General features: G+C 53.6%; 5 protein-coding genes. 3 read left to right on the top strand and 2 right to left on the bottom strand.

Annotated elements, in window-relative coordinates; translation table 11 throughout:
- The first annotated feature begins 287 nt into the window (after window positions 1-287).
- From AL479_RS15820 to AL479_RS15810, 3 genes are all read left to right on the top strand, one after another.
- The gene (locus AL479_RS15820) at window positions 288-1,463 is read left to right on the top strand and encodes a DnaJ family molecular chaperone (protein ID WP_061076751.1); all 1,176 of its coding nucleotides are present in this window, start codon (window positions 288-290) and stop codon (window positions 1,461-1,463) included.
- Between the two features lie 556 nt (window positions 1,464-2,019).
- On the top strand, window positions 2,020-2,592 hold the full coding sequence (locus AL479_RS15815; RefSeq protein ID WP_061076750.1) for a helix-turn-helix transcriptional regulator: 573 nt from the start codon (window positions 2,020-2,022) through the stop codon (window positions 2,590-2,592).
- Between the two features lie 195 nt (window positions 2,593-2,787).
- On the top strand, window positions 2,788-12,102 hold the full coding sequence (locus AL479_RS15810; RefSeq protein WP_061076749.1) for an autotransporter outer membrane beta-barrel domain-containing protein: 9,315 nt from the start codon (window positions 2,788-2,790) through the stop codon (window positions 12,100-12,102).
- Between the two features lie 108 nt (window positions 12,103-12,210).
- Here AL479_RS15810 and AL479_RS15805 read toward each other — a convergent pair whose 3' ends face one another.
- Window positions 12,211-12,798 (bottom strand): helix-turn-helix transcriptional regulator, encoded by a 588-nt coding sequence (locus tag AL479_RS15805; RefSeq protein ID WP_061076748.1) that lies wholly within the window; start codon window positions 12,796-12,798, stop codon window positions 12,211-12,213.
- Between the two features lie 15 nt (window positions 12,799-12,813).
- Window positions 12,814-13,509, bottom strand: coding sequence for a flagellar brake protein (locus AL479_RS15800; protein ID WP_061076747.1), 696 nt, complete (start codon window positions 13,507-13,509; stop codon window positions 12,814-12,816).
- Window positions 13,510-13,882: the final 373 nt, after the last annotated feature.

Genomic DNA, 13,882 nt, shown 5'->3' with positions numbered 1-13,882 from the left:
TACCAAAAAAAAGACACGCATTAAATAATAAAGAGAATGAGAACTATACTTATTCTCCTTTTCGAAGCAAGCGTATTTCGCGCAAAAAATACCCTTAATGAAACAGAGGTTCGAATTGTGAGAGCTCAAACGAAAATGGCGAGTGAACGATAATTTCTGCGAATTATTCTGGACGAACAGGCCCCACAGGCCACAGAATGCGATTTGCACTTTTTTTATATTTTTCAAACGAATGACTTAACCTAAATATCGTCATTCATGTGTCGGTCACGCCAGGCAACGGTGTCATGAATAAAATCATCAAACGACTCGAAATCATTAAAAGCGCCATCGAACTTGAGGATGAGGAGATCATCCAGCAGCAGCTTGTGCATCTGCAGCGGGAATCTGGCGATCCCGTAATAACGGCAATTGCCCGGGCTATCGAGACGCGTCGGTTCAGTGATGCAATGCGTGAAATTGCCACCTGGCTACAAAATCAGCGCGCCATAACCAGCTGGCAGGATCCGGCGATTGCCGCCAGCAAGCTGGAACTTAAGGCGCTGGAAAGTCAGTTGCGGGAGCTAATCGACACCCGTAATACCCGTATTCAAATTCTGGATGAGTTTAACGACCAGTATCATCTGCGCCTCGGGCCATTAATGAGCCGTATTCTCGAGCTGCGTAAACAGCTCGCCGCCAGCGCCTTGCGTCGTCAGGAAGCGGAACGCAGACGCCGTGAGAAAGATTACCTTTCCTGTCAGCAGTACATCTCGCTGGCTGTCGATCGCTTAGCCCAACTCAAACAGCAGTGGATGGGCATGGATTCGGCTTCTCGTGCCGCTGTCGACATCCGTCAGCGCATTCAGCAGCAAACGGAGCTGATTACCGATCTGCTCGCCGAGATCCGTGAACTGGAAGCCGATTTTTCCCGTCAGGATGACAGCGACACGCGGCAGGCGCAGGAAGAGGCAGCCCATGAATATGAGGAGTATCAGGAACAGCAGCAGGATGCTCAGCACCGTTTCGCACGCGATCAGCGTCTTTCAACGGATGAGCGTAATGAGCTTAAGCGCCTGTGGCGTCAGGCCAGCCGTTTGTGTCACCCGGACGTCGTCGCTGATGAACTGAAAGAGAAAGCGCACCAGATGATGGTGCAGCTCAATCTGGCGCGGCAAAATGCCGATCTGGCGGCCATTCGCGCCCTGCTCACGCAGTTACAAAGCGGTCTGGAACCAATGATGGCCAGTGACCGACTGAACAATCTCGACCATCTGCGGCAGAAAATCCAACAGTTGCGGATCCAGATTGACGCGCTGCTGAAAGAGATCGCCGGGCTGGAAGCGGAAAATGCCTGGCGTCTGGCGACCTCGGTTCGCGATAAAGAAGCGTACTTTTCCGAGCAGGAGCGCGCGCTGGCTGAGCTTCGCGATACACTGGAGAACCAGGTAAAACATGTTGAGCAGGATCTGCTGGCGGGTTAAGACTTTTTTGCAAAAAAAACGTTCTGGCGCCGCTGGACTACCTGAATAATCCGAAATTAGCACAAATAATCAAAAACAACATTTAACCATGCCGATGAAGACAAAAAAGGTATTTTATTTCAAATTAAAACGACAAATGCAGATTCATTAACTGACAACCTCTATTTTTTAAACAGTTCACACTATCCATCACATCTCCATTGCGACATTCACCAGGAATATTCCTAACGCACAATACCCGGGATCGCCATGCTAATCCCACTTCACCTGATTGCGCTCCTTCCCTCCCTTTTGTCTCCGCTATTTTTTAGGACTTCCCCGCAAACTCTCCATTATTTTTCCACCTATTTTCATCAATCCATAAGTGAAATCTATCAATCATTCTCCAGAAGGTGAAATAAACGATTTATCTTAAATTTTAACAAAGCGTAATATTTCACTTGAGAATAATCCCAATACAAGATGCGGATTTAAACAGATTCCCGGCCAGGGAAAGAACCCTTTTTTAATGCGTTAAAGAGGGGCAGGATGCTATCGCCGATTCAAGGAGAATTTAATGTCAAAAGCTATTTTTATGGGTGATGATTATTACACCTGGCTTGGCATGAAAAATATTCTGCGCGGCACATCAATCTATTATGGCATGCAATATTATGCAGCCTGTTCACCGCCCTCTTCCCTCCCGGTTGTTCAAAATAATGATTACCTCATTATTCATCCCGAACAGACGGATATTCTGAAATACGCCAGTATCATTCGCCGTCTCTCCTCGCGTTCGTCACTGATGCTTTTTGTGCTGACGAATGCCGAAACCTTTGCGGTATTCCAGACCATTTGCGGCATGCAGATGCACTTTCTCGACCGCAAGTTGAGCCTTGACGCGCTGCACCGCCGGGTGACTCAACTCATCAACTGCAAGAACACCAGTGTGAACCAGCCACTGGCTAATGCCATGAGCGTGAATGAATTTAACGTCATGATGATGTATTCCCGGGGGTGGTCGCTGTCCAGAATTGCCACTATTGCGCATAAAAGCGAAAAAACAATCGGTACCTATAAAAGCAATATTGCCAAAAAGTTAGGGCACAACAACACCCATCTGAAATATATATTCTCCCACTATCGCTAACCATCTACTAAGGAAATACGACACGGACGACTGAGCATAATTTAAGGCGTTATCAATCACTAAAAATTATTCCGCCCTGCGGAAGGGACTCCTGTTTTCGAAATTTGACAACCCAGGCCAACTCATCGCGAGCCAACCCTAACCACAAACGCAACGTGTCAACCAACTAAAAACAGAAATGCAGACGAGGTTATTATGAATAAGGTTTACAACATCATATGGAATGCGACACTCGGGCTTTGGGTTGTCGCCTCCGAATTATCAAAAGGGAAGAAAAAAAGCAGTTCGCGTAAAACGGGACTGCTGGTTGTTTCCGGTTTATTTGCTGGCGTTTCTCTCACGACCGTCGCTGCGCCGATCGTGACCGATGGCACACGCGATATCGCCGTGGATTACCAGGATGGCATCTCCGCCGGTGTCCATCAGGACGTATTCAACTACGGTTTTTTATATGAAAACCAAAACAACGCCAATGAACTGAATATCACCGGCGCGATCCCCAACATCGCCTACGGACAGACCGGCATTGTGGAATCGTCGACCATCCGGGATCTGCTGGAAAGCGGCAAAATTATTATTACCGCCACCAACCTCGCCCACGAGCAAAAATCCATCACCACAATTGAAGAACTGGCGGAATACCTGAGTCATACACAGTCGTCTACCCCGCAGCAAAGCGTGGAATTTCAAGTGATTGACCCGGCCGATCCCGAGACAACCTCCACTCTGAAGGTGTTTGATACCGCAAGCCTGGCAAACTTTATTAGCGTTTCGCAGATTGGCGATGCCGTGCTTAACACGTTTGATGCCAATGTGTCGCAAATCTATAAGCAGTTTGGCTTTGCCCTTGCCAAAGATGGCGCAACCGCCAATCTCAATATTGGCGATAATTCACTGAAAGTAAGAGAAAATGCCATCCGTCTGCTGGCAAAAGACTCTTCTCTGCTCAAAGCGCAAGACCCGAACAGCAAGGTCAACTGGCAATCCGATAACTACATTCAGTTTGGTGCTGCGCCGGTCGTTCCGACCAAAACCTTTGCCGGTTCGAAACAGACCACCGAGTTTGGCAAAGACATTACCTTAATGACCTACGGCTACGACGAAGAGGGCAATGTCGTTGAAACGGGTAACCGCACCTTTTCCATCAAAAGCACGGCGGACCTGGCGAATTTCAACAACTGGCTGATTGGCGCCGGCAGTGAGAGCGCCAAAACCCCCGATGGGCAAGATATCAGCCAGATCCAGCTCTGGCTGGATTCTGGCGCTATCAGTAAAGTTTCTGACGCACAGACCTACTACGCGAGCCTGATCAATCAACTGCTGACCTCCGGTACCAATGCCGACCTGCTGACCTGGGATTACGATGTCTGGACGGACGGACAGGCGCACACCAATAACACCACGGCGGCCACAGGGGAACTGCATGCCATCTACGCTAATGGCCAGGGCACCACCGGCACATTGGTTGCGGGCACAACTCTGGCTGTCGATGGCAGTATCAATGGGGCAATGAAGGCCGATGGCGAGGGTTCTATCGTCAATGAAGGCGCCCTGAACGTGCTGCGAACCGCTACCGGACAAGGGTTGGCGATTGGCATGCTGGCCAGTGATGCCAGTGCCACTAACCACGGCACGATTAACTCCGGTTTGTTTATCGACAAAGATGGTAATCAGAACGTCAGCAGTTACGGTGCCTACGGTATGCAGGGGCTGGGAAACAGCACCGTGGTGAACGAAGGGACCATTAACCAGGCCATCACAACGAACAACTACGGAACCGCAGCTGCAGCCGACCCATGGTCAACCGATAAACCCAACAGTTCTCTGACGCTCGCTATCGGTATGCAGTTGTCCGATCAAACCAACGGGAGCAACAGGGGTGAGATTAACGTCGTGGACGGACGCGCTAACGGCGTCTCATTTGGCAAGGGAACGGCTTACGCCGTTGAAGTGTCCGGTGATGCCACCTTCACAAACGCCGCTAGCGGTACCCTTTACCTCGGGCGTGATGCCGTCACCCCCGCTGACGATGTTGCGATGGGCGGCGGTGCCAGCCCCAGCGCCGGGATCCTGACCCGAAGCTCAGGCGATGTCACCAATGACGGAACGATCACCCTCGGAAAAGGCGTACGTAACGCGGCGGGGATCCTGGTCGGCAACGCCACCGGGAATGTGATCAACACGGGTAAAATCACCCTCAATGGCGACTCGTCGTCCGGCACCAGCCAGAACTTCGGTATTTCCGTGCGCGACAGCGGCAGCGAAAACGGCCAGCAGATCCGCAACGACGGCGAGATTACCGTCAACGGCCACAACAACATCGGTATCCATCTGACCGCCAGTTCGAAGAACGCGCATGTAACATCCAGCGATACAGGGGCGATCACGGTCGCGGGCGACGGTGGCACGTCAAACCGTAACTATGCGATCTGGGCTGAGGGAAGTACCACATCCCAGGCCACCGTCGACGTGTATTCCACAATCACGCTGGAAGAAGTCGGCAACATTGGCGTTCATGTCCGCGATAACGCGGTGGCTAACATTAACAGTACCAGCAGTCCGCTGTTCAACAATAGCGATCAAATAGGCTACTACCTGTACGGCAAAGGCGCGACCGCCAATATCGGCGAAGCCGTTATGAACGATAACGGTCAGGCGCGCACCACGTTATTCCGCATTGCGAATGGCGCAAACTTTGCCGGCAATACGTTCGACCCGCTGACGCACCAGCCATCTAAACTCGAGATGACCTTAACGGGCGAAAAATCAATTGGCGTCTTCGCGACCGGTAAAGGCAGCACCGTGGATACGGGTGAAGCAACATTTACGGTAAGCGGCAACGGTGCGGCGGCACTGCTGCTCGAAGGGGGCGCAGAAGGCACCATCAGCGATAAGACCCTTATTGAACTGACCGGCTCAAATACCACTGCCGGGATTGTCGATGGTCAGGCGCATCAGTTGAACGGTAACAAACAGGGCACCCCTGTCGAAACCATTCTTAACTCCAGCGCCATCATTAAATCCCTGGATACTGGGCTGAACGTCATCGCCTATGTGGCGAAGAATCTCGGCAACATCGTTCTGCAACAGGACGCGGTTGTCGATCTCGCCAGTAAAGACAGTATCGGTGTTGACGTGCAAGAAGGAGGACGGTTAACCAACAACGCATCCCAGGCATTGCATGTCAGCAACGGGATTGGCGTTCGCGCCTCTGGCAAAGATGCGCAGATCAAAAAGCTGGGCGCGATTGAGGTCGATGACGGTACCGCAGGCGTGCTGCTGACCAATGGCGCAACGCTGAATATCACTGCGGGAACCGGTGGATTAGCCGATACCATTACGACCAACGGCACGGCGGATGGGATTCGTCTTGAAGCCGGTGCGGGGTCGCTGGCCGCCAAAGGCGTCACCATCAGCGCATTGGGCAGCGGCGCAGGCATTCAGAACCATGCCGAAAGTTCGGATATCACGCTGAACGACGTCACGATTAACGCCAACGACGGTCCGGGGATCCGCACCAGCGTGGCGCTGAACGTGAAAGACGGCGCCAATAATATGCTCAACGTCACTGGCTCTGGATCAGGCTTTGCCTTCATGAAAGAGAACGGCGACAACGCGACCGGCGATTTGGTTATCGGCACCGGTTACACCGTGCTGGTACACAACGATACCGGAAACGCCACGGGGAACGGGATCGATGCCCGCACCAACGGCAGACTGACCACCCGCGCCGATATTACCATTCAGGACGCGACGGGCGGTTCAGCCATTCTGGCAAAAGACGTTTCCGCCATCACCAACAGCGGCAACATCACCTCCAACAGCGTGAAGGGTCCGGTGGTGGATGCCAGCGGCGACAGCAGCAAAACCATCACCAACAGCGGCACGATCCTCGCCGCCACCGATCAGGATGTCGCGATTCAGTCCGGTAAAGGCAATGACACCATCAACATCAGCGGCGGCAATACGCGTGGTGTCATCAATACTGGCGCCGGTAGCGATCGTTTTATCTGGAACAGCGGAACGTTCGCCGGGGAGGTGAACTTCGCGGGGACAACCAACAACAAGGCCAACATCGGCAACGTATCGCTGGCGAACACGCGCCACATCACCACGCTCGCCGGTACGGGTAACGCCCTCACCTTCACAAACACCAAGGGTAATATCGGTACGCTGCTGGCGGATGACCTCAGTCTGGGAACCCACATCGGCAGCGGCTGGAATACCTTAACGCTGACGGGCGCGCAGGCGGATATGCGCATCGTGGATAGTCTGACACTGACTGACGGCACCCTGGCCGTTAACGACGGCGCGACGCTGCGCACGGGCGACCATCGCGATGCCAGTAATACCGGCGCGACCATTGGCAACTACAGCATTACCACCAGCGGTAAGGCCAGCAACATCATCTTTGATACGCTGGGCAATGACGCTGACAGCCAGATTTATCAGGGCACTATCAGCGGTAGCGGCAACTTTGTCCGTGCAACGGGTGGCACGACGGTGTTCACCACCGACAATAGCTACAGCGGTTCCACTACGATCAATCAGGGCGGGATTTTACATCTCGGTCAGGGCGGCACGACGGGCGGTATCAACCCGGTTTCGCAGATCATTGATGACGGTATTCTGACCGTGAATCGCAGCAACAACGTCCTGCTTAACGGAGTGATTTCTGGTATCGGCGCGCTGGAGCAAATCGGTAAAGGTATCACCCGTTTAACCGGTGCCAACAGCTATAAAGGGGAGACCACCGTCGACAACGGCACACTGCTGGTCAATGGCGATCAGTCTGCCGCGACGGGCATAACCACCGTGAACGGCATTGCAACCCTGGGCGGCACCGGCACCCTCGGCGGCGACGTCGTGATGAATGACGCCACCACCCTTAGCGCAGGCGACGACGGCGCAGGGACGCTGAAGATCAACGGTAGCCTGCAACTGGGTAGCAAAACCACCTCCGCGTTTGAACTGGGACAAGCCTTCGTGCCCGGCGGCGCACAAAACGATCTGGTCGATGTCACCGGCAATCTGCTGCTCGACGGCACGCTGAACGTCAGCCAAAGCACAGGCGGCACGTTTGGTCCAGGCGTCTACCGTCTCTATAACTACGGCGGCACGCTCGACAACCAGACGCTGGAGTTAGGCGACGTTCCGGCGGGTCAGGATAAGAGCAATCTTTTTGTCCAGACGGTGCTGGATAAGCAGGTCAACCTGGTCAACGCCAACGGCGTCACGCTGCAGTTCTGGGACGGCGCGCAGACGGGCGAAAACCACGGTAAAACCGGGATTGAAGGCAACGGTAAAATTGACGGTGGCGATGGCAAATGGATGGCTATCGGCAGCCTGGGCGATAACAACTGGACGCAGCAGGATGGTATCGGCAACGCGCCATGGGCGCAAAAAGCCTTTGCGGTCTTTACCGGCAACGCCGGTACGGTCGAAGTCGATCAGAGCGCCGGCAATGTTCAGTTCTCTGGCGCGCAGTTTGACGCGGACGGCTATGTCATCAAAGGCGATGCGCTAAACGCATGGGAAACCACCGCGGGCAGCAATGAGCTGATGCTGCGCGTCGGTGCCGGTGGCGCAGGCGATAACTTCACCGCAACGATCGAATCGACGATCCGCGAAGGTGACAGTGCGGATAGCCTGACGCTGGTCAAAACCGACCAGGGACGTCTAATCCTCAGTGGCGACAACACGTATCATGGCGGCACGCGTATCGATGGCGGCACGCTACAAATCTCGACGGATAACAATCTGGGCCAGGCGGGAACCGGCGTCACTATCAACAACGGTTCAACGCTACAGCTGGGCGCGGATTTTACCACTCAGCGCACTCTCACCCTGGGGACATCTGGCGCGGATGCAGTGTTCGATCTGAATTCGCACCACTTCTCCCCTGTTGGCGATATCGCGGGCGCGGGCAACCTGAAAGTCACCAGTAGTACCCATGATGCGGCCAGCACGCTGTCGCTCGATCGGGCTAACCGCTATCAGGGCACGACGCTGATTGAAGGTACCGGACAAGCGCACAACGTCACGGTAAATGCCAGCCAGACGGGAACATTTGGTAGTAACGCCAGCAGCACGGTGAGCGTAACGAAAGGCGCGACGCTGAACATCAGCGGCGCAGCAACCGGTCTGCAATCCCTGACGCTGGACATTGCCGACAGCCTGTTAACGCTAAAAGACACGGTCACTGCCGCCGACGCGATGCTGAATCTGAACGGCACAGCAAAGGCGCTGATTGCAGGCAATGCAACCGCAGGACAGTCGACCATTAACGTATCAGAAGCGAGCACGCTGGCGCTGGAAGAGGATGCCAGCGGCGGCAGCGCAACGGTGACCAACAGCGGACTGATGTCCTTTGCCGATCGTGCGCTGGCGGAAATGACTACCGTGAAAAACCTCTCCGGCGGCAACGTGGATGTCAGCAACGTCGACAGCGCGACGTCCATCGGTTCGTTGTCCGGCGCGGGCAACGTTGTGCTGGGCGATAAAACCCTCTCCCTCGGTAATCTGGCGCTGGATGACACCATCAGCGGCATCATCAGCGGTGACAGCGGCAATCTGGTGAAAATCGGCGACGGAACGCTAACCTTAACCGGCGACAACACCTGGACCGGCACCACATCGGTCGATGAGGGCGTACTGCTGGTCAACGGTAATCAGGCGGCAGCGACCGGTGACGTAACGGTCAAGGCGGGCGCGACGCTGGGCGGCAACGGCATTATTGGCGGCGCGGTGAATGTTGCGGATAACGGCCATATTACCGCCGGTTCCACACTTAACAGCGTCGGCAAACTGACCACCGGCGCTCTGACGCTGAATGAGCTGTCGCAACTGGATTATCAGTTTGGCCAGGCGTATACCCCAGGCGGTGCCTTCAACGACCTGATTAACGTCAACGGCGATCTGGTACTCGACGGCAAGCTCAACATTGAAACCTCACCCGGCGGCAGCTTTGATGTCGGCGTCTATCGCGTCATTAACTACTCCGGCACGCTGACCAACAACGTGATGGACATTGCCAACGCCCCGACGGCGGCAGACAGTCTGTACGTGCAGACATCGGTTAACAATCAGGTCAACCTGGTAAACCACGGCGGTCTGACGCTGCGCTTCTGGGACGGCACCGGCGGTGAGAATGGCGAACTGAAAAACAACGGCGTGATCAACGGCGGCGACGGTATCTGGCAATCCAGCCACGGCAACGATAACTGGACCACCGATGAATCCACACCGGAAGGCGCGCTGAACGCTCCGTTCACCGATGCCGCGTTCGCCGTCTTCCAGGGGGTGGCAGGCAATGTCACCGTGGATAACAGTCTGGGTGATGTGATCATCAGCGGCGCGCAGTTTGCCACCGATGGCTACCGCATAGCGGGCGATGCCATCACCACTGACACCGCCAATACGTTGATTCGCGTCGGCGACGGCACCGTCGATGGCGCAGGGTATATCGCCACCATCGACAGTGAGATCCGCGGCACCGGCGGCGTCAATAAGAGCGACCTCGGTACGCTGATCCTGACCGGCGAGAACAGCTACAGCGGCGGTACAACGATTACGGCAGGGACACTGCAGGTTTCCGGCGATAAAAACCTCGGCGCAGCCAATACCGGGATCACCTTTAACGGCGGCACGCTGAAGTATGGCGATGCGTTTAATACCGCCCGCCAGGTGACGCTGGAGTCCGGCGGCGGGACCTTCGACACCAACGGCTTCAACGTCGAACTGTTGACCGACGTTGAAGGCAGCGGCCAGTTAACAAAAACCGGCCAGGGTACGCTCACGCTTACGCTCGACACCACTTACACTGGCGGTACCCACGTCGTGCAGGGCACGTTGCAGTTGGGTAATGGCGGTGAGATCGGCAGCGTACAGGGCGATATCATCGCTGACGGCATACTGGATGTGAAACGCTGCAACAGCTACACCCTGAGCGGCAATATCAGCGGCGAAGGACAGCTCCACCACACCGGCAGCGGCATCACCACGCTGGAAGGCGCGAACAGCTACAAAGGCGCAACGCTTGTCGCCAACGGGGTTCTGCAGGCCGGTGGCACCAATACGTTGAGCGCTGCATCTCATCACTATGTGGCGAGCGAAACCGCGCTGAAAACGCAAGGCTACGACCAGACGGTCGCCGGATTAACCAACGGCGGCAGCGTGTCGCTGACGGGGGCGGCGATCGGTTCCGCGTTGACGGTGAAAGGCGATTACAGCAGCAAAAACGGGACGCTTGAATTAGCCGCGGCGCAGAACAGCAGCGGTCAGGGTATTGCGGACCGACTGGTGATCGATGGCGGTAAGGTCAGCGGCAGCACGCTGCTGAATGTAGACGGTTCCGGACTGGGCGCGCCGACGGTGGGCGATGGGATCGAAGTGGTGACGGCGAAAAACGGCGCCACCACCACGGCACAATCCACGCGTGACGGCTTCTATCTGGCGAGTAACCGGATGTCTGCCGGGGCGTTTGAATATCAGTTGTATGCCGGCAACGCGAAAGGCCAGGGCGAAAACTGGTACCTGCGCAGCGAATATCGTCCGGAAACCATGCTCTACTCCGGTCTCGCCAGCGTAGTGCGTCAGGGCGACCTGAGCCTGTTAGGCAATATGCACCAGCGAATGGGGGACGATGCGCGACCGGGTCTCGATGAAGACAACCGTGCGTGGGCGAGAATGATTGGCTACTCCGGTAAAACCAAACTGGACGATGTCACCGGCACGCAGACCACCAGCCACACGATGGGGATTCAGGCAGGGGTTGACCTTTACGCGGATACCAGTTGGAAAGCCGGTGTATACACCAGCATTCTGGATATCGACAGCAGCGTCAAAGGCAGCAACGCGGGTAGCGCGGGTAAAGGCGGTAACATCGATGACAACGCGTTTTACCTGGGCGGTTACGCCACCTGGTTCTCCACCGATGGCATGTATGTGGATAACGTCCTGCAATACGGTAACCATGACGCTCGCCTGTCGGCATCCGGAAACACGGGTTCCCATACCGTGAAAGGCCATACGCTGACCGCCTCGACGGAGATCGGCAAAGCGTTCCGCTTAGGGGCAAGCGCATGGAGTCTGGAACCCCAGGCGCAGTTGATCTATCAGTACAGCGATTTTGATGACAGCACGCTGGGCGGCGCGACGAAGACGAAGGTCAGACTCGATACTGCCGATGCCTTCACCGCCCGTGTCGGGCTGCGACTGAAAGCTGACTATGACACCCGCCACGGTAAGATTCAGCCATATGGTCGCGTCAACCTGTGGCAGGGCCTGGGGTCGAAAGACAAAACACACTTCAGCAATGCGGTTGCCACCACGACGCTGGAATCCTCGCAGCAGTACTCCAGTACCGAAGTCGCGGCGGGTCTGAGCTGGAATATCGACCGCGACCTGCAGGTGTACGGCGAACTGGGAACGCAGTTCAACAACGGCGGGCATAAATCGCAGGTGGAAGCGCCAGTCAATGCCTCTATTGGCTTTAAAAAGTCGTTCTGACAACCTCTGAGGGGAGTAGGCCGGGTGAAGGCAATGCCTCACCTGGCCTACGTTGTTCAGGACACCTGTAGGCCTGATAAGCGAAGCGCCATCAGGCTAACGACAAGCTCAGGATAAAAATGACAGCTGATGGTTGAATCTGACGATCAGTTTATTCAGTTCAGTAGAATGGGCCAGACCCAGCTTCGTGATGATTCGCATTTTATGCGTCTGTATCGTTTTATAGCTCACACTGATCAGATCCGAGATTTCATTTGGCGAATATCCGCTCACCAGCAAACTGAGGATTTGCTGTTCACGATCGCTCAGCCGTTTTTGTGAACGGAATAAGCGGGGATTCCAGCACTCCCCCGTCAGAGTCGTCAGTCGACCAAAATCACGCAGCGGTGATTTATCGGTCAGTACAATCACTTTTTCGACATACAGCAACTCAATGCACAATTTTGCCAGACGGTCATCGGCAATCACCACCACGGCATTATCGTAAACTTTAAAGCGGTTCTTATTTAAATAGCTGACAAAATCAGCGCAGGACTGTTCGTGACTGATGATATTAAAAATCATCAGCCGATGGCGATAGCGTGCAGAGTAATCCACCATCACCTGCCAGGGGACATTCGTCACCTCAGCATTTTTACTTTTTAAATACGTTGAGACACTGCTGCCGACAAAATCTTCATTTCCACACATCAACATAAAGTTCACCTTCCTTTATAAACTTTTCAATTTATTACTCATCAAAAAATGAATAATGACCTTTTCGACATCCAACGCGTCGCGTGGATGTTTGAATTCAAACTTGCAGGAGATCTGCTGACAGGAATAAAGCTGGTTGTTTTCATCAAATTCGTTGATGGCAACAACGTTGACGACCCGGAGATCGCAATGCAAACGACCAAACTGTTCAAAATCAAGGGATGCCCCTTTGATCAGCGCATTTTTATAAAGAAAGCGGGTATTTATTTTTTGTGAAATCAGCGCGCAACCGCCGCGGGAGATATTCTTAATCTGCAGTGAATAATTCTCACCATTTTTATAGCGCCCAGAACAGTAAAAATGATACCCCTTTAAAAAGGAGAAACGCTGATGCTGGCGGCGCTGAACCAATAAGATCACTTCAGGTATGCGATACGCCAGTCCGCACTCCAGTTTATCGGTCAGCGACTGACTGAACCGGGCATTGAACCGGATAATGCCGCTGTCGCTGTGCAAGATAAAAGACTGGATAGAAGAGAGTGGGATGTCGCTATTGTTGGCAATCACGAAGTAGTCGAAGTCAACCTTTTCTAATTGAGTGACCACGCTGGTGTCTTTAAATTTCAGTTCCACCTTAGTTTTTCTGAGAAGCTCTTCGCGAATAATGGCCACGATCTCAAATTTATTGTCCTTTGCCATCCCAAATCCCATAGTTAAATCCTTATTTTGTATTTCAGATACTTCTCATTCGTGTTTAATGATAAAAGGCTAAAACTGACTCCCGCAGATGGTTTTTTGATTACCATAAGGGATTACCTTTCAGATATTTCGCATGATATTAAGTTTTTGGCTATTTTTACTGATTAATTGATATGTAAAAACATTCAGTGAAGTGTAAAAGTGGCCCGCATTATGCGTAAAAGAGGGTGAACTTAACGAAAACTTGATAATAAAAATGAATAAAATGCGATTAACTGCACGATTCTGAAATATAAAACCGATGTTTACACTATTTGCAACATAAGGATTCGGGTTGTGCTTTTTATGCACAACCCGCTGAGGGATAACGGCAAAATTAAATATC

It is taken from the genome of Citrobacter amalonaticus (genome assembly GCF_001559075.2).
GTDB lineage: Bacteria > Pseudomonadota > Gammaproteobacteria > Enterobacterales > Enterobacteriaceae > Citrobacter_A > Citrobacter_A amalonaticus_F.
The sequence above is the reverse complement of the archived record's forward strand: the minus strand, read 5'-3'. Positions and strand labels throughout refer to the sequence as shown.

Excerpts from the sequence above, each read along its gene's own strand:
- AL479_RS15800 (WP_061076747.1), bottom strand. The coding sequence starts at position 13,509 with ATGGGATTTGGGATGGCAAAGGACAATAAATTTGAGATCGTGGCCATT.
- AL479_RS15805 (WP_061076748.1), bottom strand. The coding sequence starts at position 12,798 with ATGTTGATGTGTGGAAATGAAGATTTTGTCGGCAGCAGTGTCTCAACG.
- AL479_RS15815 (WP_061076750.1), top strand. The coding sequence starts at position 2,020 with ATGTCAAAAGCTATTTTTATGGGTGATGATTATTACACCTGGCTTGGC.
- AL479_RS15820 (WP_061076751.1), top strand. The coding sequence starts at position 288 with ATGAATAAAATCATCAAACGACTCGAAATCATTAAAAGCGCCATCGAA.
- AL479_RS15810 (WP_061076749.1), top strand. The coding sequence starts at position 2,788 with ATGAATAAGGTTTACAACATCATATGGAATGCGACACTCGGGCTTTGG.